Annotated in this window: 20 protein-coding genes and 1 other RNA gene; 13 read left to right on the top strand and 8 right to left on the bottom strand. The window is 70.8% G+C overall.

The window, feature by feature from the left end; translation table 11 throughout:
- The first annotated feature begins 55 nt into the window (after window positions 1–55).
- Window positions 56–496: a VOC family protein gene (locus MNOD_RS25905; protein WP_015931925.1), complete on the top strand. Its 441-nt coding sequence runs from the start codon at window positions 56–58 to the stop codon at window positions 494–496.
- 78 nt (window positions 497–574) lie between these two features.
- A complete protein-coding gene (locus tag MNOD_RS25900; RefSeq protein WP_015931924.1) occupies window positions 575–1,660 on the top strand; it encodes a calcium:cation antiporter in 1,086 nt (361 codons plus the stop codon).
- Between the two features lie 79 nt (window positions 1,661–1,739).
- Here MNOD_RS25900 and MNOD_RS48250 read toward each other — a convergent pair whose 3' ends face one another.
- Complete coding sequence (locus MNOD_RS48250) at window positions 1,740–1,910, bottom strand: hypothetical protein (RefSeq protein WP_015931923.1); 171 nt, start codon at window positions 1,908–1,910, stop codon at window positions 1,740–1,742.
- Window positions 1,911–2,102: 192 nt separating this feature from the next.
- On the opposite strand from MNOD_RS48250, the gene rnpB reads away from it, so the two are divergent.
- From rnpB to mraY, 8 genes are all read left to right on the top strand, one after another.
- Window positions 2,103–2,513: RNase P RNA component class A (gene rnpB, locus MNOD_RS42090), an RNA gene on the top strand.
- A 198-nt stretch (window positions 2,514–2,711) separates the two neighbouring features.
- Window positions 2,712–3,260, top strand: a complete 549-nt coding sequence (locus tag MNOD_RS47130) for a DUF5625 family protein (RefSeq protein WP_157091555.1) — start codon at window positions 2,712–2,714, stop codon at window positions 3,258–3,260.
- A gap of 446 nt (window positions 3,261–3,706) precedes the next feature.
- Entirely contained in the window at window positions 3,707–4,726 is a 1,020-nt protein-coding gene (rsmH, locus tag MNOD_RS25895; RefSeq protein WP_015931922.1) for a 16S rRNA (cytosine(1402)-N(4))-methyltransferase RsmH, read from the top strand.
- The gene (gene ftsL, locus MNOD_RS25890; protein ID WP_015931921.1) at window positions 4,723–5,184 is read left to right on the top strand and encodes a cell division protein FtsL; all 462 of its coding nucleotides are present in this window, start codon (window positions 4,723–4,725) and stop codon (window positions 5,182–5,184) included. The genes rsmH and ftsL overlap by 4 nt, the downstream gene beginning before the upstream one ends.
- Before the next feature lie 69 nt (window positions 5,185–5,253).
- Window positions 5,254–6,981 carry a peptidoglycan D,D-transpeptidase FtsI family protein gene (locus tag MNOD_RS25885; RefSeq protein ID WP_341874497.1) on the top strand — a complete coding sequence of 576 codons (1,728 nt, stop codon included), beginning with the start codon at window positions 5,254–5,256 and terminating at the stop codon, window positions 6,979–6,981.
- The gene (locus MNOD_RS25880) at window positions 6,978–8,444 is read left to right on the top strand and encodes a UDP-N-acetylmuramoyl-L-alanyl-D-glutamate--2,6-diaminopimelate ligase (protein WP_015931919.1); all 1,467 of its coding nucleotides are present in this window, start codon (window positions 6,978–6,980) and stop codon (window positions 8,442–8,444) included. Before MNOD_RS25885 ends, MNOD_RS25880 begins: the two co-directional genes overlap by 4 nt.
- A complete protein-coding gene (locus tag MNOD_RS25875; RefSeq protein WP_015931918.1) occupies window positions 8,441–9,925 on the top strand; it encodes a UDP-N-acetylmuramoylalanyl-D-glutamyl-2,6-diaminopimelate--D-alanyl-D-alanine ligase in 1,485 nt (494 codons plus the stop codon). The genes MNOD_RS25880 and MNOD_RS25875 overlap by 4 nt, the downstream gene beginning before the upstream one ends.
- Before the next feature lie 84 nt (window positions 9,926–10,009).
- The gene (mraY, locus tag MNOD_RS25870) at window positions 10,010–11,095 is read left to right on the top strand and encodes a phospho-N-acetylmuramoyl-pentapeptide-transferase (RefSeq protein WP_015931917.1); all 1,086 of its coding nucleotides are present in this window, start codon (window positions 10,010–10,012) and stop codon (window positions 11,093–11,095) included.
- A 44-nt stretch (window positions 11,096–11,139) separates the two neighbouring features.
- Here mraY and hslU read toward each other — a convergent pair whose 3' ends face one another.
- The 4 genes from hslU to MNOD_RS25850 form a co-directional block, all read right to left on the bottom strand.
- Window positions 11,140–12,453, bottom strand: coding sequence for an ATP-dependent protease ATPase subunit HslU (hslU, locus tag MNOD_RS25865; RefSeq protein ID WP_015931916.1), 1,314 nt, complete (start codon window positions 12,451–12,453; stop codon window positions 11,140–11,142).
- 63 nt (window positions 12,454–12,516) lie between these two features.
- Window positions 12,517–13,047 (bottom strand): ATP-dependent protease subunit HslV, encoded by a 531-nt coding sequence (gene hslV / locus MNOD_RS25860; RefSeq protein WP_015931915.1) that lies wholly within the window; start codon window positions 13,045–13,047, stop codon window positions 12,517–12,519.
- A gap of 211 nt (window positions 13,048–13,258) precedes the next feature.
- Window positions 13,259–14,365 carry an ATP-dependent DNA helicase gene (locus tag MNOD_RS25855; protein WP_015931913.1) on the bottom strand — a complete coding sequence of 369 codons (1,107 nt, stop codon included), beginning with the start codon at window positions 14,363–14,365 and terminating at the stop codon, window positions 13,259–13,261.
- 8 nt (window positions 14,366–14,373) lie between these two features.
- Complete coding sequence (locus tag MNOD_RS25850) at window positions 14,374–16,167, bottom strand: cation:proton antiporter domain-containing protein (protein ID WP_015931912.1); 1,794 nt, start codon at window positions 16,165–16,167, stop codon at window positions 14,374–14,376.
- A gap of 152 nt (window positions 16,168–16,319) precedes the next feature.
- Between MNOD_RS25850 and MNOD_RS25845 the strand changes: the two genes are divergently transcribed.
- On the top strand, window positions 16,320–17,417 hold the full coding sequence (locus MNOD_RS25845; RefSeq protein WP_015931911.1) for a glycosyltransferase 61 family protein: 1,098 nt from the start codon (window positions 16,320–16,322) through the stop codon (window positions 17,415–17,417).
- Between the two features lie 24 nt (window positions 17,418–17,441).
- Here MNOD_RS25845 and MNOD_RS25840 read toward each other — a convergent pair whose 3' ends face one another.
- Window positions 17,442–18,731, bottom strand: coding sequence for a cystathionine gamma-synthase family protein (locus tag MNOD_RS25840; RefSeq protein ID WP_015931910.1), 1,290 nt, complete (start codon window positions 18,729–18,731; stop codon window positions 17,442–17,444).
- 275 nt (window positions 18,732–19,006) lie between these two features.
- Here MNOD_RS25840 and MNOD_RS25835 point away from each other — a divergent pair, with 275 nt between their 5' ends.
- Both MNOD_RS25835 and MNOD_RS25830 read left to right on the top strand, forming a co-directional pair.
- Window positions 19,007–20,224, top strand: a complete 1,218-nt coding sequence (locus tag MNOD_RS25835) for a hypothetical protein (RefSeq protein ID WP_015931909.1) — start codon at window positions 19,007–19,009, stop codon at window positions 20,222–20,224.
- On the top strand, window positions 20,221–20,874 hold the full coding sequence (locus MNOD_RS25830) for a hypothetical protein (RefSeq protein ID WP_015931908.1): 654 nt from the start codon (window positions 20,221–20,223) through the stop codon (window positions 20,872–20,874). The genes MNOD_RS25835 and MNOD_RS25830 overlap by 4 nt, the downstream gene beginning before the upstream one ends.
- Before the next feature lie 278 nt (window positions 20,875–21,152).
- Here the strand turns inward: MNOD_RS25830 and MNOD_RS25825 are convergent, their stop codons facing one another.
- Window positions 21,153–23,078 (bottom strand): response regulator, encoded by a 1,926-nt coding sequence (locus tag MNOD_RS25825; protein WP_015931907.1) that lies wholly within the window; start codon window positions 23,076–23,078, stop codon window positions 21,153–21,155.
- Window positions 23,075–24,790, bottom strand: coding sequence for a response regulator (locus MNOD_RS25820; protein WP_015931906.1), 1,716 nt, complete (start codon window positions 24,788–24,790; stop codon window positions 23,075–23,077). Before MNOD_RS25820 ends, MNOD_RS25825 begins: the two co-directional genes overlap by 4 nt.
- Between the last annotated feature and the right edge of the window lie 7 nt (window positions 24,791–24,797).

Genomic DNA, 24,797 nt, shown 5'->3' with positions numbered 1-24,797 from the left:
GACCTGGCCGGGAGCCCGAACCAGATATGGCCCCGTCATCCAGGAGCCCCCGCCGATGGAATATCTGCACACGATGGTTCGGGTCGCCGATCTCGACCGCGCCCTCGACTTCTACTGTGGCAAGTTCGGCCTGCAGGAGGTGCGCCGGGTCGAGAACGAGAAGGGCCGCTACACCCTGGTGTTCCTGGCCGCTCCGGGCGACGTCGCTCGCGCCAGGGACACCAAGTCGCCGCTCCTCGAGCTGACCTACAACTGGGATCCGGAGGAATATACCGGCGGCCGCAATTTCGGGCATCTTGCCTATCAGGTCGACGACATCTACGACACCTGCGCCAAGCTGCAGGCAGCCGGCGTGACCATCAACCGCCCGCCGCGGGACGGTCACATGGCCTTCATCCGCTCGCCGGATGGGATCTCGATCGAGATCCTGCAGAAGGGCGGATCGAAGCCGCCGCAGGAGCCCTGGGCATCGATGCCGAATACCGGCACGTGGTAGCCGGGCGCCTGAGGCAGGCGCCGCAATGCAATGATCGGGGTCCGGCTCCTGCGGACCGCGCAGGAGTGAGGACGAGAGATGCACGTGCCGCAGGGCGGGATGCCGTGGTGGGCCTGGGGCTGGCCCGCCCTGGCCTGGATGGTTCTCGGCGCCGCGCTTCTGACCGAGCCGCCCGCCCTCCTGCTCGCGGGGGCCGGAATCGTGCTGGTCGCGACGGTGTTCGCGGCGGTCTTCCACGCGGAGGTCGTCGCCCATCGGGTCGGCGAGCCGTTCGGAACCCTCGTGCTGGCGCTCGCGGTCACGGTGATCGAGGTCGCGCTCATCGTCTCGGTGATGATCGGCGGCGGGGCCGCCAAGGCGGGGCTCGCGCGCGACACGGTCTTCGCGGCCGTGATGATCATCTGCAACGGCCTCGTCGGCCTGTGCCTGCTCGCGGGCGGCGTGCGGCACCGCGAGCAGGGCTTCCAGCTCCAGGGGGCGCTCGCCGCCCTCGCGGTGCTGGCGGCCCTCGTCACCCTGACCCTGGTGCTGCCGAACTTCGTGAGCACCGCCGGTCCGGTCTTCACGGTGCCCCAGCTTCTGTTCGCCGGAGGCGCCTCCCTGGTCCTCTACGGGTCGTTCGTCTTCGTGCAGACCATCCGCCACCGCGACTATTTCCTGCCGGAGAGCGGGGCAGGCGACGAGGACGACCATGCCGCGCCGCCGTCCGTCAGGGTCGCCCTCGCGAGCTTCGGGCTGCTCCTGGCCTGCCTCGTGGCGGTGGTGGGGCTCGCCAAGGTGCTCACCCCCACGCTGGAGCGCGGCATCGACGGTCTGGGCATCCCCAAGGCGGTGGCCGGCATCGTCATCGCGGCGCTCGTGCTGATGCCCGAGGGGCTCGCCGCCTTGCGCGCGGCGCGCGCCGACCGGCTGCAGACCAGCATGAATCTCGCGCTCGGCTCGGCACTGGCGACGATCGGCCTGACCATCCCGGCGGTGGCCCTGGTCTCGGTGCTGATCGGGCAGCCGCTCGCCCTCGGGCTCGGTCCGAAGGATCAGGTGCTGCTTGCCCTCACCCTGCTCGTCGCCGTGATCACGCTGGGCACGGGGCGCACGACCGTCCTGCAGGGCATCGTGCACCTCGTGATCTTCGCCTCGTTCCTGTTCTTCGCCCTCATGCCGTGACGGGAGGCCGGCGCGGAACTCTGCTCCGCGCCGCGCGGGCGCGATGATCCAGTCTCCGAACGATCGTCTGGAAACCGGATCAGGCCTCCGCGGCCGGCGTGATGCCGAGCTCGGCGAGCTTGGCGTGGATCGCCGCGACGGAGCGCTTGAGCTTCAGGCTCATCACCGAGGGCGGCACGCCCTCGCGGGCCATGGTCCTGAGCTGCTGCACGGTCTCCAGCGTCCAGCCGGCCTCGACGGTCTCGCTCATGGGTTGCCTCCGTGGTGGTGGCCGCGGCTCGCGGCGGCCTTGACGGCCAGTTAGGGGCCGGGTGGCGGGGCGGCAACCCGCAAGCCCCACGGCCCCGCAGCCCGCGGATCCTCTGCGGGCCGGGACCGGCGCTGCCCGGTGCTGCGGCGATCCGGCTTGACGTTGCCGCCGCCGCATCGCACATCGCGCGCATCAGCCGGCCGGGCGGCCGCTCCGCCTTCGGGTGGGGAGGAAAGTCCGGGCTCCATGGAGAGACGGTGCCGGATAACCTCCGGCGGGGGTGACCCCAGGGACAGTGCCACAGAGAGGAGACCGCCGCGCGCACCTCCGGGTGCCTTAGCGGTAAGGGTGAAAGGGTGCGGTAAGAGCGCACCGCGGACGCGGCAACGCGGACGGCACGGCAAACCCCACCGGGAGCAAAACCGAATAGGGGCGACAGGCGCCGGCCTTCGGGCCGGCGCGAGGCGTTCTCCAGCCCCGTCGCCCGGGTTGGTTGCTTGAGGCGGCCGGCGACGGCCGTCCCAGAGGAATGGCCGCCACGTCCGGGGAGCCTTCGGGTTCCGCCGGGCCCTACAGAACCCGGCTTACAGGCCGGCTGATACTTCTTAAAGCGGCTTCGCTCAGGGTGCGGGGATCGCCCGCGTCGACGAATATGCTGGCCGTTGGCCAAGTCCGCTGTCGCCTATAGGCTTGCCTTCTATCGGAATGCGATCATGTGGCGGCCAGCGTGCCGACCACGGACAGAAGCCAAGAGTCCTGTGAGTGCCAATTCGAGCTGTCCTGGATTGATTGAGCCTAAAGATGAAACGTGTCTTTCTCGGATTATCTCTAATCTTTATCGGATTATTGGCGAGTGTGGTTGTATATTTACTTACATGGAGATTTGCTCACGAAGAGGTTCCATTCCAGGCTGGAGTTAAAGGCGCTAAGGCTGAGGTTTACTTCAGCGTGCTTAGGACGGCACGCCATTCTTTTTATCTAAATCCCTACTTTAAGTCCGGTGACCCACAGGATCCTGAAAGGACTAAAGATCGTGAGCGTGTAAGCAAGCTAGCCGGAAGTGGTGCTCACGATTCTAAGACCAAGCGTCCGATCAACGATGGTCTGCCAATCCCTGTGCGTCTGACAATAATTCGGCTCAGCCATGATTTGCCAGAAACAATACATGACAAAGTCTACATCGAGCATGAACTGGAAGGGTGGGCTTTGAATCACTATTTAAAATTGATAGTTCACTACAAGCTCGATGCGGGCCAGTATCAAGCTCGTATTGAAGCACTTGATGATATACCATTGCTGCAAACCGTTCCTATCCGGTTTGATGTGCATGTCGCTCACGACCGCTTATGAATGCGCATGTTTGAGGGGCAGTGCTCGTACGGATTGAAGTCCCGTCCTCGGCGCAAGCGCTGAAGGCTAACCGCTGCCTTTTTGGTGTCGCAACGCTTGATGCAGAAGGCCGGTTACAGAAAGCCTTCGTTAACGTTGCTGACGTCTGATCGCAGGCAGCCGACATGGCCTCCCCGCGAGGGCCGCGTTGACGCTTCCGGAGGCCCATGATAGCCCACTCCAACTCATTGATGGCGCACCGCAAACCGGCGCCGGGACCCTGCCTCGGCGGACCTCGGCCCGGCGCGCCCTATGTTGGGGCGCAAGGAGGCACGCGGCTGCGCCGGACGCAGCCGCCGGGCGCGCGGCTCTCAACGATTGCGGAGCATCATGGACCGTCACGCGTGCGATCGCGCCGCTGCCGCGAGGCGGCGCCGCTGCCGTCCGGAAACCGGCGGGGAAGCGCGATGAGCGGGATGCCGCCCCACATCCCGGTGCTTCTCAAGGAGGTGCGCAGCGCGCTGCGCCTCGGCGAGGGGCCGGGCATCGTCGTCGACGGCACCTTCGGGGCCGGCGGCTATACCCGCGCCATCCTGGAGGCCGATCCGGGCCAGCGCGTGATCGCTATCGACCGCGACCCGACCGCCATCGCCACTGGGCGCGGCCTCGCGGCGGCCATGGCGGGCCGTCTCATGCTGGTCCAGGGCCGGTTCGGCGAGCTCGACCGGCTCGTGCGGGCGCAGGGGATCGAGACCGTCGACGGGGTCGTCCTCGACATCGGCGTGTCCTCGATGCAGCTCGACCAGGCGCAGCGCGGCTTCTCGTTCCGCCAGGACGGACCCCTCGACATGCGCATGGAGAGCGGGGGGACGAGCGCCGCCGACCTCGTCAACGAGGCGTCGGAGGCCGAGCTTGCCGACATCATCTACCATTACGGCGAGGAGCGCCGCGCGCGCGCCGTGGCCCGGGCGATCCTGGAGGCGCGTCGCCGCGGCCGCATCGCCACGACGGCTACGCTCGCCGAGATCGTGGCGAGCGTGGTCAGGCCCGAGCCCGGCAGCGGCATCCATCCGGCGACCCGGACCTTCCAGGCCCTGCGCATCGCGGTCAACGACGAACTCGGCGAGCTGCAGCGGGCCCTGCACGCGGCGGAGCGCATCCTGCGCCCCGGCGGCCGGCTCGCGGTCGTGACCTTCCATTCGCTGGAGGATCGGATCGTCAAGCAGTTCTTCTCGGCCCGCAGCGGCCGCGCGGTCTCGGCCTCCCGCCACCTGCCGATGGCCGAGAAGCCGGCCCCGAGGAGCTTCACGCTCGTCACCAAGGGGCCGATCGGCCCGAGCGAGGCGGAGGCCACCGCCAATCCGCGGGCGCGCTCGGCCAAGCTCCGGGCGGGCGAGCGCACCGACGCGCCGATCCCTGAGCCCCTGACCGCCCTTGCGGCGCTCGCCGCGCTGCCGTCCCGCGAGCGCGGGGGAGGCCGCCGGTGATCCGCCTCCTCCACCTCGTGGCCATCGCGGGCCTGATCGCCTCGGCCGTCTACGCCTACTCGATCAAGTACGACACGCTCTACCAGGCTGAGCAGGTCGCCAAGCTCAAGAGCCGCCTGCGCCGGGAGCGGGAGGCGACCGCGGTGCTGCGCGCCGAGTGGCAGCTCCTCACCCGGCCCGACCGCCTCCAGGCGGCCGTGGACAAGTACCTGCAGCTCGAACCGATCGGGACCCAGCATCTCGGGCGTCTTGCCGACCTGCCGGCGCGGCCCGACCGCGGCGACGAGATCGCCCGCAAGCTCGAATCCCTCGGGCTCACCGCCACGGCGACGCCCGCGCCCAAGGAGCGTCCCGCCGCGACCACGGGCCGGAGCGGCGAGGAGCCGCGTACCACCGGCTCGACCTCCGGTTCCCGCTCCCCCCGCACGTCCACCCGCACCCCGACGGCGACGAGGTAGGCTCTTCCCGTGTCCGACGCATATCCCGAGCACGTCCAGCCAGAGGCCGAGGCCCCGGCGCGGCAAGCCCTGATCGTGACGATCCTGCGCGCGATGTTCCGCTTCGCCGTCGAGCGCAGCGCGGCGCGCGTGAACCTCGTCGGTCTCGTCTTCGCGGCGGTCTTCGCCGTGATCGCCGGCCGGCTGGTCCTGACGGCGGCTTTGCCCGAGGAGCCGAGCAGCTCGGCCCAGCGGGTCGCGGCGGCGGCCGCGACGGCGATCCGCCCCGACATCATCGATCGCAACGGCGAGATCCTGGCGACCGACATCCGCACGGTCTCGCTCTTCGCCGAGCCGCGCAACATCTACGACAAGGACGAGGCGGTCGAGCTGCTCACCGCGGTCCTGCCCCAGCTCAACGCCCGCGAGCTGCGCGAGAAGCTCAGCACCAAGAAGGGCTTCGTCTGGGTCAAGCGCGAGCTCACGCCCAAGCAGCAGGCCGAGATCCACCGGCTCGGCATCCCGGGGATCGGCTTCCTGCCCGACCACAAGCGCGTCTACCCGAACGGCGTCGCGGCGGCCCACGTGCTCGGCTTCGCCAACCTCGACAATGTCGGCATCGCCGGCATGGAGAAGTACATCGACAAGACCGGGCTCAAGGATCTCAACAACTTAGGATTCATCGAGAAGTCCGCCGACCTCGCGCCGGTCCAGCTCTCGATCGACCTGCGCGCCCAGCACGCGGTGCGCGACGAGCTGGCCTGGGGCATGGGGCATTACCGCGCCAAGGCCGCAGCCGCGATGATCCTCGACGTGAATACCGGCGAGGTGATCGCGCTCGCCTCCCTGCCCGACTTCGACCCGAACGAGCCCGCCGACGCGCTCAATCCCGACCGCATCAACCGCATGAATGTCGGCGTCTACGAGATGGGCTCGACCTTCAAGGCGATGACGCTGGCCATGGCCCTCGAATCGGGCAAGTTCACCGTCAACTCGACCTTCGACACCCGCGGCGGCGTGCTGCATTGGGGCCGGCAGAAGATCCACGAATACCACGGCACCAACCGGGTCATCACCTTGCCGGAGGTGTTCACCCACTCCTCCAACATCGGCTCGGCCAAGATGGCGCTCGGGGTGGGCGTGCCCGGCCACAAGGCCTTCCTGAGGAAGATGGGTCTGCTCGACCGGATGCGGACGGAGCTGCCGGAGAGTGCCGAGCCGATCATCCCGCCGCGCTGGACCGAGATCAACACGATCACCATCGCGTTCGGGCACGGGCTCGCGGTGGCGCCGATCCAGGCCGCCGCCGCCGTGGGGGCCATCACCAATGGCGGCTTCCTCATCACGCCGACCTTCCTGAAGCGCGACGAGGCCGCCGCCCGCGAGAAGGCGACCCAGGTCTTGACGCCGCAGACCAGCGAGGCGATGCGGTTCATCATGCGCCTCAACGCCACCGAGGGCTCGGCCAAGAAGGCCGCGATCCCGTACTACTTCGTCGGCGGCAAGACCGGCACCGCCGAGAAGGTGATCGGCGGCCGCTACGTGAAGAACCGGCTGTTCACGACCTTCATGGCCGCCGCCCCGATGGACAAGCCCAAATACCTGTTCGTGACGATCATGGACGAGCCGCAGGCGGTGGCCTCGGAATCCGGCGGCTATGCGACCGCGGCCTGGAACTCGGGCGTGGTCACCGGCCGGATCATCGCCCGGGTGGCGCCGATCCTCGGCCTTCCCCCGCAATTCGAGCCGCCGGCGAAGCCCTTCCCGCTGATGGTCAAGCTCGGCGCCTACCACGCCAACGAGGTCGGCGGGCGATGAGCATGGCGACCACCCTCGGCGCGCTGTTTCCCGAGGCCGCCGGGCCTGAGGCCGGGATCCCCGTCACGGGCCTCACCGCCGACAGCCGGCGGGTGCGGCCCGGCTTCGTCTTCGTCGCGGTGCCCGGCACGACGATGGATGGGCGCAGCTTCGCGACGGCGGCCGCCGCCGCCGGAGCCGTCGCGATGGTGACCGAGGGGCCGCGCCCGGAGGCGCTGCCGGCGGAAGTCGCCTATCTGGCGGTGCCGGATGCCCGCCGCGCCCTGGCGCTCGCCGCCGCGCGGCTCTTCGCGCGCCAGCCGGAGACGATCGTCGCGGTCACGGGCACCAGCGGCAAGAGCTCGGTCGCGGATTTCGTCCGCCAGGTCCTGGCGCGGCTCGGCCGGCGCTCGGCGAGCCTCGGCACCCTCGGCGTCGTCACCGGGGAGGGCGCCGCCTACGGCTCGCTCACCACGCCCGATCCGGTCACCCTGCACGAGACCCTCGACCGGCTCGCGGGCGACGGCATCACCGATCTCGCCATGGAGGCCTCCTCGCACGGGATCGAGCAGCGGCGCCTCGATGGCGTGCGCCTGACGGCGGCCGCCTTCACCAATCTCGGCCACGACCATCTCGACTACCACCACACGCCCGAAGCGTATCTGACGGCCAAGCTGCGCCTGTTCGAGACCCTGCTGCCGGACGCCGCCACGGCCATCGTCAACGCGGACGGGCCGATGGCGGACCGCGTTGCCGCCTCCGTGCGTGCCCGCGGGCTTCCCCTCGTCACCACCGGCCTGAGCGGCGAGACCCTGCGGTTGTCCGCCGTCGAGACCCGCGGCTTTGCGCAAGCGCTCACCATCAAGGCGGAGGGGAGGGCCTACCAGGTCGATCTTCCCCTCGTGGGCGGCTTCCAGGTCGAGAACGCGCTGGTGGCGGCCGGCCTCGTGCTGGCGACGCCGGCCGGGCGCGGGCGCCTGCCGGAGGTCGTCGCCGCGCTCGGCCATCTCGCGGGCGTTCCGGGCCGGCTGGAGCGGGTCGCGACCCATAACGGCGCGCTCTGCGTGGTCGATTATGCGCATAAACCCGAGGCGCTGGCCGGCGTCCTCCAGGCGCTTCGGCCCTTCACGACCGGGCGCCTCGTCTGCGTGATGGGCTGCGGCGGCGACCGCGACCGCGCCAAGCGCCCGATGATGGGCCGCATCGCCGTCGCGGGCGCCGACCGGGTCATCGTCACGGACGACAACCCCCGCAGCGAGGATCCGGCGGCGATCCGGGCGGAGATCCTGGCCGCGGCGCCGGGCGCGGAGGAGATCGGCGATCGGGCCGAGGCGATCCGCACGGCCGTGCGGGGGCTCGGCCCCGGCGACGTGCTGGTCGTCGCCGGAAAAGGTCATGAAACGGGCCAGATCATCGGCAACCGCACGCTGCCGTTCTCGGACCGCGACGCGGTGCTGAGCGCGATCGAGGAGACGCGTGCATGACCGAGCCCCTCTGGACCCTCGATGCCGTCCTGGCCGCCACCGGCGGCACTCTGGCCGCCGCAGGCGACGATGCTGCGGGACGCGACGGCGCGGCGCAGCCCGTTGCCGGGCTGTCCATCGACACCCGCACCCTGAAGGTCGGCGATCTCTTCTTCGCCATCCGCGGGGAGACTCGCGACGGCCACGATTTCGTGCGCGATGCGCTCGCCCGCGGGGCGGGGGCGGCGGTGGTGTCGCAGGCCCGCGCCGCCGAGCTTGCCGGATCCGGGCCGCTCGTCGTGGTGCCGGAGGCGGGGGACGATCCGGTCCTAGCGGCCATGCGGGCGCTCGCGGCCGCGGCGCGGGCGCGCAGCGCCGCCCGGGTCCTCGCGGTGACGGGCTCGGTCGGCAAGACCGGCACCAAGGAGGCCCTGCGCCACGTCCTCGCCGCGCAAGGGACCACCCACGCCTCGGTCGCCTCCTACAACAACCATTGGGGCGTGCCGCTCACCCTCGGCCGGATGCCGGCGGGGAGCGCCTTCGGGGTGTTCGAGATCGGCATGAACCATGCGGGCGAGATCGCCCCGCTCGCCCGGCTGGTGCGCCCCGAGATCGCCATCGTGACCACGGTCGAGCCGGTCCATATCGAGCATTTCCGCTCGCTCTCCGGGATCGCCGACGCCAAGGGCGAGATCTTCTGCGGCCTGGAGCCGGGCGGGATCGCGATCCTCAACCGCGACAACCCGCATTTCGAGCGCCTCTCCGCGCATGCCCTCGCCTCGCGGGCCGGGCGCATCGTGAGTTTCGGCGAGCACCCGCAGGCGGATGTGCGGGCCGAGCGCATCGTCATGCGCCCCGACCTCTCGATCGTCGATGCGAGCGTGCTTGGGGTTCCGGTCACCTACCAGCTCGGCACGCCGGGGCGCCACACGGCGCTGAACTCCCTCGCCGTGATGGCGGCGGTGCATGCGCTCGGGGCCGACCTTGCGCTCGCGGCGCTCTCGCTGGCGCAGCTGCACCCGCCGGTGGGCCGGGGCGAGCGCACTTTGCTGCGGCTGCGCGAGGGCGAGGCGCTGCTCGTCGACGAGAGCTACAACGCCAATCCGGCCTCCGTGCGCGCGGCCCTTGCGACCCTCGCCGGGATCGAGATCCGGGGCCAAGGCCGGCGCATTGCGGTGCTCGGCGACATGCTGGAGCTCGGCAGCGAGGCGCCCCGCCTGCATCGGGAGCTGGCGGCTAGCGTCGAGCAGCACGGCATCGACCTCGTCTTCGCGGCCGGGCCGATGATGGCCGAATTGTTCGAGTCGTTGCCGGCCGGCACGCGCGGCGTCGCCGCCCCGACCTCCGCCGAACTCCTCGATGCGGTGCTGTCCGAGATCCGCCCCGGCGACGCGGTGATGATCAAGGGCTCGAACAGCATTCGCATGGGCCGGATTGTCGAGGCCCTCAAAGCCCGCTACGGGGGCGCCGCAGACAGCCTCGCGGCCGGTCGACCGAACTGACCCCTCGGGCGTTCCCGCGGCGGCACCCTTCACAGACGGCGCCGTCATCCCCGCCGGCGCTCACCTCACCATCGGGATGAGCCCGTGCTGTACCTCCTGTCCGAACTGAGCGGCGTCTTCTCGCCGTTCAACGTCTTCCGCTACATCACCTTCCGGACGGGCGGCGCCCTGTTCACCGCGGGCCTGTTCGTGTTCTGGTTCGGGCCGTGGATCATCTCGCTCCTGCGCCTGCGCCAGGGCAAGGGCCAGCCGATCCGCGAGGACGGGCCGCAGACCCACCTGCTGACCAAGCGCGGCACGCCGACCATGGGCGGGCTGATGATCCTGGCCGGGCTCCTCGTCGCTGTCCTGCTCTGGGCGAACCCGCGCAACAGCTATGTCTGGATCACCGTCGTGGTGACCCTCGGCTTCGGCGCCATCGGCTTCTACGACGACTACCTCAAGGTGACGAAGCAGAGCCACAAGGGGTTCTCCGGCAAGTTCCGGCTCGGGCTCGAGGCGCTGATCGCGGTGGCGGCCTGCGTGGCGGTGGCGGAATACTCGGCGCCGGGCCTCGCCTACCGGCTCGCCTTCCCGGTCTTCAAGGATGCGATCGTCAATCTCGGCCTGTTCTGGATCCTGTTCGCGAGCTTCGTCATCGTCGGCGCCGGTAACGCGGTGAACATCACGGACGGGCTCGACGGGCTTGCCATCGTGCCGGTGATGATCGCGGCGGCGACCTTCGGGATCATTGCCTACCTGGTCGGCAACGTCATCTACGCGTCCTACCTGCAGGTGAACTACGTGCCGGGCACCGGCGAACTCGCCGTGGTCTGCGGGGCCCTGATCGGGGCGGGGCTCGGCTTCCTGTGGTTCAACGCGCCGCCGGCCCAGATCTTCATGGGGGACACCGGCTCCCTGGCGCTCGGCGGCCTTCTCGGCACCGTTGCGGTGGCAACGAAACACGAGATCGTGCTCGCGGTCGTGGGCGGCCTGTTCGTGCTGGAGATCGCCTCGGTGATCATCCAGGTCGCCTCCTTCAAGCTCACGGGCAAGCGCGTCTTCCGGATGGCGCCGATCCACCACCATTTCGAGCAGAAGGGCTGGAAGGAGCCGCAGGTGGTGATCCGGTTCTGGATCATCGCCGTGGTGCTGGCGCTGCTCGGCCTCGCGACGCTGAAGCTGCGGTAGAACTCCCCTCTCCCACTCGGGAGAGGGGATCCCGCGGTGCTCCGCTACAGGATGAACCGGCTCAGATCCGCGTTCTGCGCGAGGCTCTCCACCCGCTCCCGCACATAGGCAGCATCGATCGTCACGATCTCCCCCGAGCGGTCGGGCGCCGCGAACGAGATCTCGTCGAGCACCCGCTCGAGCACCGTCTGGAGGCGGCGGGCGCCGATATTCTCGACGGAGGAATTCACGTCGACGGCGACGCGGGCCAGCGCATCGACGGCATCGTCCGTGAACGTCACCGTCACGCCCTCGGTCGCCATCAGCGCCACGGCCTGCTTGAGCAGGCTCGCCTCGGTCTCGGTGAGGATGCGGCGGAAATCGTCCACCGTGAGGGGGGCGAGCTCGACCCGGATCGGCAGCCGGCCCTGCAACTCGGGCAGCAGGTCGGAGGGCTTCGAGACGTGGAAGGCCCCGCTCGCGATGAACAGGATGTGGTCGGTCTTCACCGGCCCGTACTTGGTGGCGACCGTGGTGCCCTCGATGAGGGGCAGGAGGTCGCGCTGCACACCCTCGCGCGAGACGTCGGCGCCGCCGCGGCCCTCCCGGGCGCAGATCTTGTCGACCTCGTCGAGGAAGACGATGCCGTTGTCCTCGACCTCGCGGATCGCCTCCTGGATGATGGTGTCCTGATCGAGGAGCTTGTCGGATTCCTCCGTCATCAGCGGCGCGTGCGCGTCCCGCACGGTGATGCGGCGCGGCCGGCCCCGCTGCCCGCCCAGCGCCTTGCCGAGCATGTCGCCGAGGTTGATGGCACCCATGGCGGCGCCGGGCATGCCGGGGATCTCGAACATCGGCAGGCCGGCGGTGGCCGACCCGGCGAGTTCGAGCTCGACCTCCTTGTCGTCGAGTTCGCCCGCGCGCAGGCGGCGGCGGAAGCTGTCGCGGGTCGCCTGGCTCGCGGTCGGGCCGACGAGGGCGTCGAGGATGCGGGCCTCGGCCGCCGCCTCCGCCTTGGCCTGCACGGAGCGGCGCTTCTCGTCGCGCTTGAGGCCGATCCCCACCTCTACGAGGTCGCGCACGATCTGCTCCACGTCGCGGCCGACATAGCCGACCTCGGTGAACTTCGTCGCCTCGACCTTGAGGAACGGCGCATTGGCGAGCCGGGCGAGGCGGCGCGAGATCTCGGTCTTGCCGCAGCCCGTCGGCCCGATCATCAGGATGTTCTTGGGCGCCACCTCCTCGCGCAGCGGACCCTGAAGCTGCTGGCGGCGCCAACGGTTGCGCAGGGCGATCGCGACCGCGCGCTTGGCGTCGGCCTGTCCCACGATGTAGCGGTCGAGTTCGGAGACGATTTCGCGGGGAGAAAAGGTCGTCATCGGGAATCCGGGGATGCGGCCCGCGGGCCGCCGGTCGCTGGGTGATAGGCCGTCGGGCGGCTTTTAGGCCGCCTCCAGGCTCTCGATCACGAGGTTGCCGTTGGTGTAGACGCAGATCTCGGCCGCGATCGCGAGCGAGCGGCGCACGATCGACTCCGCATCGAGATCCTGGTCCTCGAGGGCGCGGGCGGCGGCGAGCGCGTAGTTGCCCCCCGACCCGATCGCCATGATGCCGCCCTCCGGCTCCAGCACGTCGCCGGAGCCCGAGAGCATGAGGCTCACCTCGCGGTCGGCCACCAGCATCATGGCTTCGAGCCGCCGCAGGTAGCGGTCGGTGCGCCAGTCCTTGGTGAGCTCGACGCAGGCGCGGGTGAGCTGGCCCGGATACTGCTCCAGCTTGGCCTCCAGCCGCTCGAACAGCGTGAAGGCGTCGGCGGTGGCGCCCGCGAAGCCCCCGATCACCGCTCCCTTGGCGAGCCGCCGGACCTTGCGGGCATTGCCCTTGACGATGGTCTGGCCGAGGCTGACCTGGCCGTCGCCGCCGATGACGACGCGCCCGCCCTTGCGCACCATCAGGATCGTCGTCGCATGCATGCGGGGAGCTGCTCCCGCCTCGTCGTTCGCCAAGGATCTCTCCCATGGGGCTGGCTGTACGGCGTAGGTGGGGGTTGCACCGGCGTTCGTCCACCTCCGGGGCGAGAGTCTATCGGGCGGAGGGTCCGATGGGCGCCGGATCGGGATGGTTCGCCGGCGGCGGCTTCGCTGCGGCGCCTCCGGCGCTCCCCTTCCGCCGGAGAGCCGCCCGCTACACCACCACGGTGATCGCCTGCGCGGCCCGGGTCAGCCCCGTGTAGAGCCAGCGCCGGGCATGGTCCCGGAAGGCGTGGCTCTCGTCGAAGAGCACGACCCGGTCCCATTGCGACCCTTGAGCCTTGTGTACGGTGAGCGCATAGCCGTAGGTGAACTCGTCGCTCTCGCGCTTCAGGATGGCGGGGATCGGCTCCTCGTTGCCCTCGATCACCGCCCGCAGCACTCGGATGTCCTGAGGGCGGCGGCGGAGCGCCGGATCGTCCTCCGGCACCACGTCGAGCCGCACGAGATCCGGGCGGGGCGGGGCGCGCAGGGCCTGCACGGTCCAGGTCGAGCCGTTGAGGAGGCCCTTGGTGCGGTCGTTGCGCAGGCAGACGAGTTTTTCGCCCACCGCCGGCATCGGGTCTGTCAGCCCCATCAGCTCGCGGATGCGGGCGTTGTAGAGCCGGCGGGTGCGGTTGAGGCCGACCAGCACCTGATCGGCGCCGAGCACCGTCTCGGGCGAGAGGCCGCGGCGCGGCACCACCGCGCTCGCGCCGTATCGCCCGACCTCGATCCGCCCACCCTCGCGCACCGCCATGGCGAGGCGCACGATCGGGTCGTCGGCCGCCTGCCGGTGGATCTCCGTCAGCATCACGTCCGGCTCGGCCTCGGTGAAGAAGCCGCCGCCCTTCACGGGCGGCAGCTGCGCGGGATCGCCCAGCACCAGCACCGGCTTGCCGAAGGACAGGAGGTCGTTGCCGAGATCGGCATCCACCATCGAGCACTCGTCGATCACCACGAGGGCCGCCTTCGAGACCGGCCCCGTGCGGTTGAGGGTGAAGGCCGGGCCGCCCTCCTTGTCCTCCCGGGTGCGGTAGATGAGGCTGTGGATGGTGGCGGCGTCGAAGCAGCCGCGCTGGCGCATCACGGAGGCCGCCTTGCCCGTATAGGCGCAGAACAGCACGCCGCCCTCGACGTCCTCGGCGATGCGTCGCGCCAGCGTGGTCTTGCCCGTGCCGGCGAAGCCGAACAGGCGGAAGACCTGCGGCTCCCCCGCCCGCAGCCAGGCGGAGACGGCCCGCAGGGCCGCCTCCTGCTGGGGGCCGAAACGCGGCGTCATCGCGGCGCTCAGCGGGCCTTGCCGACGGTCCGCCGCGCCTGGAATTCCGGCGGCGGCGCCTCCTCCTTGCGCTTGAGGAGGGCGCGGAACTCGTCGCGGCGCTCGTGGATCGAGGCGATGACGAGGCCCATCGGGACCCCGACATCGACCAGCACCGCCTCCGACAACTGCAGCGAGGCCTCGATGGTCTCGGGCACGGCGTCGTCGACCCCGAGGTCGTAGAGCGCCGTGGCGTGGCGCGCATCCCGCGCGCGGGCCACGATCGTCAGGTCGGGCCGCTCGGCGCGCGCGGCCGCCACCACCGCCTCGACGGAACGCGGGGCGTCGAGGGTGACGACGAGGGCCCGCGCGCTCGCGATGCCGCAGCGGCGCAGCAGCTCGGGATTGGCCGAATCGCCGAAATAGACCGGGTTGCCGAGGCGGCGCTGCTCGGAAACCCGCGCCGCATCCATGTCGAGGGCGAGATAGGGCACCTTGTGGCGCGCCAGCATCTCGCCCACGAGGCGCCCGACCCGGCCGTAGCCCGCCACGATGACGCGCCCCTGCTGCTTCTCGGGCGGCGGCTCGGCCGTCACCTCCTGGGCGAGGGCCCTGCGGTCGATGCGGCCCCCGAGCCGCCGGGCGAGCGCGGCCAGCGCGGGAATCATCACCATGGTGACCGTGGTGACGATGAGCGCCGCCTGACCCAGCCCCTCGGGAACGAGGCCCGCCCCGAGCGCGCTGCCGATCAGCACGAAGGCGAACTCGCCCCCCGCGCCGAGGAGCAGCGCGGTCTCGACCGCGACCGCCCGCGAGAGCTTCAGGGCCCGGGCGAGCGCGAGGATCACCGCGCCCTTGAGCAGGATCACCGCAAGGGCGAGCCCCAGGATCGCAGCCGGGGCGTTCACGAGCTGCGCCGGATCGAGGTTCATGCCCACCGACACGAAGAACACGCCGAGGAGCAGGCCCTTGAACGGGTCGATGGTCGCCTCGATGGCGCGCCGGTATTCGGTCTCGGCGAGCAGCAGCCCGGCCACGAAGGCGCCGAGCGTCGTCGACAGCCCGCTCGCCGCCGCGACGAGGGCGGTCGCCACGATCACGAGCAGGCAGGCGGCCATGAACAGCTCGGGGCTGCGGGTGCGCGCCACGAGCTGGAAGAGCGGGCGCAGGCCGAGCCGCCCGGCCCCGACGATGAGCGCCACCGCCACCACCGCCTGCCCGAGCGCGAGGGCGAGCCCGCCGATCGCATTGCCGTCCTTGCGCCCGAGCACCACGATGGCGAACAGAACGGGGGCCACCGCGAGGTCCTGGAACAGCAGCACCGCGAAGCTCACCCGGCCGGCCGGGGTGTTGAGCCGCTTCTGCTCGGCCAGCACCGGCAGCACCACGGCCGTGGAGGAGAGGGCGAGGGCGAGCCCGACCAGGGCCGCGGCCGTCGGGCTGACGCCGAGCCACAGGAGGAGCCCGCCGAGCAGCAGGCTCGAGACCACCACCTGCAGCGAGCCGAGGCCGAAGACGAGCCGGCGCAGGATGCGCAGCCGCTCCCAGGACAGCTCCACGCCGATCATGAACATCAGGAAGATCACGCCGAGTTCGGCGAGGTGCGCGATCTCACTGCGGTTGGCGATGGTGATGTTGGCGAGCCAGGGCACGGAATCCGTCAGCCGTCCGAGCCCCGAGGGTCCGAGCAGGGCCCCGGCCCCGATGAAGCCCAGAACCGGGCTGATCCGCAGCCGATGGAACAGCGGCACCACCACGCCGGCCGTGACCAGGAACAGGATGGCTTCCTTGTAGGAAGCGCCGGAGACCACGGGGTCGGTCATCGGGGCCGGTCGATCTCTCTCGTCGGGGGAGGGGGCTGCGTCATCTTGGGGAGCCGGGGCGCCGGGGCAAGCGGAAAGGGCGGGTGCGGCACCTTTTCGGTCGGTTCGCGACATTCGCGAAACTGTGCGATGGGGAGCGGATGGAGCGAGGAATGGGACGCAGGCTTCGCCGGTGCCGCGAACTCTGGGGCGAAAGCACGCTGGTCGAGGCGCGGCCGGCCCTGCGCATCATCGAGGACGCGATCTATGCGCCGCCCGACGGCGCGGGACGCTGGGGGGTGTTCGCCGGGGGGCAGCGGATCGCCGGCGCGGGCGATGGGACCTCGGCCTCGCTCCCGCCGCCTGAGCCCGCCCCGGAGGCGACCTACCTATTCGTCGGTGCCCTGGCGCCCCATTACGGGCATTTCATCGTCGATACGCTCGCGCGCCTCTGGCCTCTGCTCGTCTGGGAAGGCCCCCGTCCCCGGCTCCTCGCCTTCACGCCGGTGCCCGCCGGCGGGGCGGATTACGCTGCCGCCATCCTGGGGCAGCTCGGGGTTCGGCCGGAGGATGTCTCCTGCTTCTACCAGCCCATGCGACTGCCGCGCCTGCTGGTGCCTGATCCCGCCTTCAAGGAGCAGGCCTTCGTGCACCGGGTTTTTGGTGATCTGTGCCGCGCCGTCGGGCGCTCCTTCTGGGATGGGGAGCGGCTGGAGCGGCCCGTCTACCTGTCGAAGACGCGGCTGTCCTCCGGCATCGCGCGCATCGCCAACGAGGAGGCGATCGTGGAGGAACTCGACCGGCGCGGCGTCGAGATCGTCTCTCCCGAGACGCTGCCCTTCGCCGACCAGGTGCGGCTGTTCTCGACCCACCGGATCGTCATGGGCTCGACCGGCTCGGCCTTCCACACCTCGGCCTTCGCCGCTCCCGGGCGGCGCCTGATCGGCCTCAACTGGATGCCGCGGCTTCACGCCAACTTCGCGCTGATCGACGGGGTCTCCGGCCACGCGGCGAAATACTATTTCCCCGTCGGCACGCGCTACGCCGCGGAGGGCGACACCTTTCATTTCGGCTGGCTCGTGCGGGATCCGAAGCAGGTCGCGGCCGAGCTCCTCGCGCGCGCGGAGGCCTTCGACCGTCTCGACGCTCTCGACGCGGAGGCGGAAGGCCTGCTCGCGACCGCGCTCGATCGCGCCGGGGATCTCGCGGCCGAGCTGCGCGACCGCATCGCCCGGCACCTGCGGACCGCGACGGAGCGGCTGCGGCCGTGACGCCGGGCGAGCGGCGCGCTCTTTCTACTCCAGGATCGCGAGCGCCGCCGTGAGATCCGCGATCAGGTCGTCCGGATGCTCGATGCCGATCGAGACCCGGATCGTCGCATCGGTGACGCCAAGGCGGTCGCGGACCTCCTTGGGCACGCCCGAATGGGTGGTGGAGGCCGGGTGGCAGGCGAGGGATTCGGTGCCCCCGAGGCTCACCGCGAGCTTGAACAGCTGCAGCGCGTTGAGGACGCGGAACGCCTCCGCCTCGCCGCCCGCCACGTCGAACGAAAAGGTCGAGCCGGGGGCGGTGCATTGCGCCGCATAGACCTGCGCGGCGGGCGAGCCCGGCTCCAGATGGGACAGGTGGTGGAGCCGCGTGACCTTCGGGTGTCGCCGGAGCATCGCCGCCACCTGCTCGCCGTTGCGGCTGGCGGCGCTCATGCGCAGCGTCAGGGTTTCGAGGGAGCGTCCGATCATCCAGCAGGAATGCGGGTCGAGCTGCGTGCCGATGGCCGAGCGCAGCAGGCGCACCGGCCGCATCCGCGCGGCCGAGCCGAGGGCCGCGCCGGCGATCAGGTCCGAATGGCCGCCCACGTATTTGGTGAGCGAGTAGACCGAGATGTCGGCACCGTGGCGCAGGGGATGCTGGAAGAGCGGGCCGAGCAGGGTGTTGTCGCAGATCACCACCGGGGCGGCAGCGCCCTGCGCGGTGCCGATCTCGTCGGCGACCCGGCGCACCAGCGCGAGATCGACGAGCGTGTTGAGGGGGTTCGAGGGCGTCTCGACCATCACCACGCTGACCCGGCCCGCCTCCCGGGCGGACGCGGCGGCGGCGCGCACCGAGGCCGGATCGGTGCCGTTGGCGAAGCCCACCGCCCCGATGCCGAAGCCCGACAGCGTCTTGGCGATCAGCGTTTCGGTGCCGCCGTAGAGGGGCTGGGAATGCAGCACCACGTCGCCCGGCCGCGCGAAGGCCAGGATCGTCGTGGCGATGGCCGACATGCCCGACGAGAACAGGAGCGCGCTCTCCGCCTCCTCGAACACCGCGAGGCGGTCCTCCACGATCTCGCTGTTCGGGTGGTTGAAGCGCGAATAGACGAGCCCGGCGGCCTCGCCCTTCGGCGGCTCGCGGCGGCCCGAGACGTAGTCGAAGAAGGCCTTGCCGTGCTCGGCCGAGGTGAAGGCGAAGGTCGAGGTCAGGAAGACCGGTGGCTTCACCGCACCCTCCGACAGGGCGGGATCGTAGCCGTAGCCGACCATCAGGGTCTCGGGATGCAGGCGGCGATTGCCGAGGCGGTCCTTGTGGTAGCGGTCGTCCGACATGCGGGCCCTCGCTGAAGTGGATCATGGCTCGGCGCCGCCGGGCGCCGGGGCCGGAAGCGGTGATCATAGGGCAGGTCGGCCACGACGGCGCCGCCTCCATCGAATCCCGTGTAGAACCGCACGAGTGGCGCGAGGGATTGCAACCGGAGGGATCGTCCAGGGCGCATTTTCGGCGCAAAACGGCCGCATAGCATGGGTTGAGTACCTGTGCGGTCGCGTAGCACGGGGTGAAATCCGGTTCCGCGGCCGCCGGTGCGCCCGTGCGAGGAGCGTCGATGCTGCTGAGAAAGCCCCCGGACCGGATCGTCGCCCGCGAGCAACGCGCCTGGAGCGACGAGACCGCCGCCTGGAAGCAGAGACGCGCCGTCGAGAAGGGCTACCGCATCCGCTGGGGCTACGTGGCCATCGCCTATCTGGTCGAGGCGCTGGTGATCTGCACCTCGCTCGCGGGCGCGTGGTTCTTCGCCGAGACCTACGCGGACCGCAACGACCAGAGCTTCTGGTTCATGCTGCTGGCGCCGGTCGTCTACGCGGCGATCGAGCTCTGCCGCGTGCCGCTCGGCATCCTCATCCGGGTGCAGCGCGGCTGGCTGATCAAGAGTCTCGCCGTCGCGGGAATCGTGATGGCGGCGGGCGTGACCACCAAGTCGGTGTCGCAGCTCGGCGAGATGATGTTCCATCCCCGCCTCGCCGAGGCGTCGAAGGCCCGCTCGGTGCTCAAGGAGGCGGAGGCCGACCGCGCCAGCCTCGACACCCGGATCGCCCAGGCCGATGCCCGCGTCGCCCAGTACACCGCCGAATCCCAGGCGCTGGAGAAGCGCACGAGCGAAGCCTCGGCCCAGCTCGCCGGTCTGCCGGGCCAGCGCTGCGAGCGCCTCTCGGGGACGAACAGCCGGGGCAAGCGCTACTCGTATCTGCGCTGCGTCACCGATCCGCGCACCGCGACGATCGCCGGCAGCCTGAAGAGCGTGGGCGACGAGCGGACGGTGGTGGCCCGCAACCTCGCCGAATCCCGCGCGGCGCGTGCCGAGCTCGACCGCGGCGCCGCCGACCGGCGCGTCACCGAGGCCGAGGTGAGATACCGGGACGCGGTGCGGCGCTCGCAGCTCCATTCCTTCACGGCGATGGTCTACGGCGTCGATCCGATCGAGGTCACCGACCAGCAGGTCCACGCCTTCCTGCGCGTCTTCGTGTTCGCGCCGGCCGTCTGCGCGGCCTTCGCCTCGACGCTCCTCGCCCTCTGCGCGGTGCAGGTGCGTCGCACCTACGCGGACGAGGACGATCTCGGCGCCGCGCTCCACCATGAGGGCGTGCCGCTCCTCCTCAACCAGCTCGCGGAGAGCGCTGGGCAGATCGACTCGGCCCAGCGCGCCGTGCGCGAGGCGATCGCCGCGGGCCTCGCGATCCCGCTCGACCAGCGCCGCCCGCATGGATCCCCTCCACCGGCCGGTCCGGCCCGGGATGACGACCGCATCGAGAGGCCGAGACCGTGAGCTATCTCGCCCCCGGCACGCCCGAGAACGTGGCGCTCGCCCAGCACGTCAACGGCCGCCTGCGCGCCGAGGCCCGCATCGTCGCAGCCCGCGCCTTCCTGTTCCGGGCGCTCGGCTTCGGCAGCTTCGCGGCGCTTGCCGGAATCGGCGCCGGGGCGGCCTTCTACGGCTACGCCTCCATGCACGAGGTGCAGGGTGCGGCGGACAAGCTCGCGGCCGCGCTCACCACGGCGCTCAGCGACGTGACCCTGAAGACCAAGGGTGAGGTCACGCTCACCGACAACACGCTGCGCCTCGAGGGCGGCCTGCCGAAGGGGGGAGGACGGCCGGACGTCGCGGCGCTGACCACCAACCAGGGCAAGTCGGAGGCGCCGGCGACCACGGCGATCCGCACGAGCTTCACCGTGTTCAAGACCGTGCCCTATCTCGACGGCTCCATCGTGACGGGCTGGAACTTCAAGGGCGACGAGGCCAAGCCCGAGAAGCAGTATTGCTACGTCACGCGGCCGCAGAGCTTCGGCGACGGGACAACCTCGAATCAGACCACCGTGGCGATCGACGGCCAGGTTCTGCCGCAGCCCACCCGCTCGGAGGTCAACTTCGCGGTGATCGCCCGGAACTGCGTCTGGTTCGATCCATCGAAGCTGTAGGCGACGGCAGCTCCTCAGGAGCCGGCCATCGCACCCGCATCGATGATCGTCTCGCCCGGCCTGCTGTTGCCCGCTCTCCCTGTCCCGGGTCGCATTCCGCTGACGCTGCACTCGTCCGGGAAAGTGGGAGGGGGCGGAAACCCTGTGATCCGGTCTGCGACCGCTTCGTTCGGAGACCGGATCATCAAGCCCGCGCGGCGCGGAGTTCTGCTCCGCGCCCGCTGAGCGGGCCCCCATCCGTATGGCGAAGCCATCGACCGGATGGCGGATGACAGACCCTACCCGCGCTCGGGCGCCTCCGCCAGCAGAGTGGCCACCCGGGCGCCGAGCTCCGTCGAGGGAAACGGCTTCTCCAGCACCGCGTAGGCGTGCGGGATGCGGGCGGCCTCCGCGTGCCCGGTGACGATCAGGAAAGGCAGGGCGGGCCAGCGCTCCCGCACCGCTTCGGCAAGGTCGAGCCCGGTCATGCCCGGCATGGCGAGGTCGGCCACCACGAGGTCGAAGGGCTCGGCGCCGAGCCGCGCGAGCGCCGCCTCGGCGCCGGGCACCTCGATCGCGTCGTACCCGAAGCCGCTCAGGAACGAGGCCGTGACGTGGCGCACCTGCGGGTCGTCGTCGACGACGAGGATCCGGGCCCGGCGGCGGCGCACCGGGACGGCATCCGGCCCGTTGCCCTCGCCGGCATCGAGCGGGTCGCGCGAGCGCGGCAGGTAGAGCTCCACCCGGGTGCCGCGGCCGACCTCGCTGTCGATGCGGATCGTGCCGCCCGATTGCTGGAGCAGGCTGAACACCATCGCGAGGCCGAGCCCCGTGCCCTGTCCCTGCGCCTTGGTGGTGAAGAAGGGCTCGAACACCCGGCTGAGGATCTCCGGCGGGATGCCGGTGCCCGTATCGGCGATCGCGATCACCGCGTAGTCGCCGTCCGGCAGGTCGGGGTCGGGGCTGCCCGTCACGCTGACGTTGCGGGTCGAGATCGTGACGACTCCTCCCTCCGGCATCGCGTCGCGGCCGTTGATGCAGAGGTTGAGGATCGCGAGTTCGAGCTGCTCGGGATCCACCCGCGCCGGCCAGAGGTCGGGGCTGAGGTCGTGATCGACCTGCACGAAGCCGCCGAGGCTGCGCCCGAGAAGGTCGTCCATGCCGCGGATCACGCCGTTGAGGTCGACGACCCGCGCCTGCAGCTCCCGCTGGCGGCTGAAGCTCAGGAGGCGCTTGGTCAGGGCGGCGCCGCGTTGCGCGGCCTGCGCGGCGTTGGTCATCAGCCGCGAGAGCCGCGCGTCGCCCGCCACCTTCGGGAGCGCCAGCTCCAGGCTCCCCATGATGGCGGTGAGCAGGTTGTTGAAGTCGTGCGCGACGCCGCCCGCCAGGGTGCCGAGCGCCTGCATCTTGTCGGCCTGCCGCAGGCGCGCCTCGAGCTGCTTCTGCTCGGTGACGTCGCGCTCGATCGTCGCGAGGTGCAGCAGCGTCCCCGCCGCGTCGCGGATCGGCACGCGCACGATCTGGGCCCAGGAGGGAGCGGCCGCCGTGCCGCCCGTCACGGTGGCCTCGACGGGCTGGCCGCTCTCGATCGCAGCGCGGTCCGCAGCCTCGACGGCCGCGGCCGCGTCCCGGGGCAGGAAGGCGCTCTCGGGCTTGCCGAGACAGGCCTCGACGCTCGCGCCCAGGCGCGCGGCCTTGGCGGCGTTGAGGCGTACGAAGCACCCTTGCGCGTCCTTGAACGCGATCGCATCGCCCGAATGATCGAGGAGGCCGCGCAGGAGCGCGCGCTCCGTGGCGAGATCGCGGGCGAGACGGTGGCGGTCGAAGGCGGCCCGGACGGTCCCCCGCAGGAGCACCGGGTCCCAGGGCTTGGTGACGTAGCCGGTGATGCCGCCGCGGTTGAGCGCCGAGGTCACCGCCGAGAGGTCGGCGTAGCCCGTGAGCAGGATCGCCTGCGCGTCGCTGATCTCGCGGGCGCGGGAGAGCAGCGCGTCGCCGGTCATGCCGGGCATGCGCTGGTCCGACACGATCACCGCCACGTCCGGCTCGGCGGCGAGCATCTCCAGCGCCTCGGCCGGGCGGCCCGCGGTCAGGACCCGGTACTCGTCCTCGAGCAGATCTTCGAGGGCAACGAGAATGTCCGGCTCGTCGTCGACTGCGAGAATCGTGCCTCGCGCGGCACCCCTGTCCATGCCCATCCGATGCTTCGCCTCGCCCGCGATCATGCGGCCCGCCGTGGGATGCTGATCACGAAGCACGCGCCGCCGCCGGGCGCCGTCTCGACCGAGATAGTGCCGCTATGCGCCTGGACCACGCTGTAAGCAATGGCGAGGCCGAGCCCGGTGCCGGACCCGACCGGCTTCGTGGTGAAGAAGGGTTCGAAGATCCGCTCGCGCAGCGCCTCCGGCACACCGGGGCCGGTATCGCTGATGCGGATGACGTCGTTGCCGGCCTCGCTGCGCGTCTCGATGGTGATGCGGCCCTCGCCCGGAATCGCATCCGCCGCATTGCCGATCACGTTCATGACCACCTGGTTGAGGAGGGCCGGGGTGCAGCAGATCTCCGGCTCGCCCTTGAACCGGCGCTCGACGGTGATGCGGGTGCCGAGTTTGTGCTGGATCAGCGCCAGCACGGTCTCGATCGCCTCCGGCACGTTGACGCTGCGCAGCTCGCCCTCGTCGAGGCGGGAGAACTTGCGCAGGTTGACGACGAGGTCCTGGATGCGCGTGAGGCCGAGGCGCATGGAGCCGATCCGGTCGCGGGCCTTGGCGAGGGCGGCCTTCGCCTCGCCGGACAGGTCTCCGGCCTCGTTCGCCACCTCGCCGATCAGGCGCTCCACCGTGCCCTGATGGGCGAGGATGAAGGCGAGCGGATTGTTGATCTCGTGGGCGATGCCGGCCACGAGCTCGCCGAGCGAGGCCATCTTGGCGGCCTGGACGAGCTTGGCCTGGGCGTCCTTGAGCTGGCGGTTGGCGTCGGCGAGGTCGCGGTTGGCCTGTTCGAGGGCGCCCGCGAGGGCGGCTTTCGCCTCCGCGGCCGCGGCCTCGGCCTGGGCGCGCTCGACCGCCAGCTCGTGCTGGCGCATCTCGTCGGCGACGCGGCGGTTGTCCTCCTCCAGGAGCTTGCGGCGCACGAGGGTGCGCACGCGGATCGCCAGAACCTCCCCTTCGGCGCCCTTCGGCACCACGTCGTCGACGCCCGCCGAGAAGGCCTGGACCAGAAGATCCTTGCCCGACGCCGCGGCGCTGCCGATGCCGACGAGGTAGAAGTCGGGGCTGCCGCCGGGATCGCCGCGCAGGGCCGCGATGCGGCGGCACAGGGCGATCGCGTCATAGGCCGAGGAGAGGAGGTCGACCGTCACGCAGTCGAAGGACGCCTCCGGCGCCGCGAGGGCGGCGAGCGCCTGGTCCGGGCCGTCCGCCGCCACGACCGCGTGGCCTTCCTGGCCGAACAGGCCGGCGAGGTAGGCCCGGTAGGTGGCGCTCGCATCCACCACGAGCAGGCGGGCGCGGCGGAAGGCACCGCCATGGGCGGAATCCTGCGGGCCGACCGTGCCGCGCTCGCGCAGCAGCGCGCGGATGCGCAGCACCAGGAGGTCGTGGTCGGCGGATTTGGGCACGTAGGCATCGGCGCCGCTCTCCAGCCCCTGGCGCTCCACGTCGCGCCCCTGCGCCTCGGTCAGCATCAGCACCGGCGTCGCGCGGGTGCGCAGGGACAGGCGCATCTTGCGCGTGAGCTCGTCGCCGTTCATGCCGGGCAGGTGGTAGTCGGCCACCACGAGGTCGGGCAGCCCCGCATTGAGGGCGTCGAGCGCCGCCTCCGCGGTCGCGCAGCGCGTCACCGCAAAACCGCTCGCTTCGAGAAGCAGCCGCAGCTGCAGCGCCTGCGTCTCGGAATCCTCCACGAGGAGGATCCGGGCCGGGGCGGTCCCCTGCACCGTGCCG

The organism is Methylobacterium nodulans ORS 2060 (assembly GCF_000022085.1).
GTDB classification, from domain to species: Bacteria; Pseudomonadota; Alphaproteobacteria; order Rhizobiales; family Beijerinckiaceae; genus Methylobacterium; species Methylobacterium nodulans.
The sequence above is the reverse complement of the archived record's forward strand: the minus strand, read 5'-3'. Positions and strand labels throughout refer to the sequence as shown.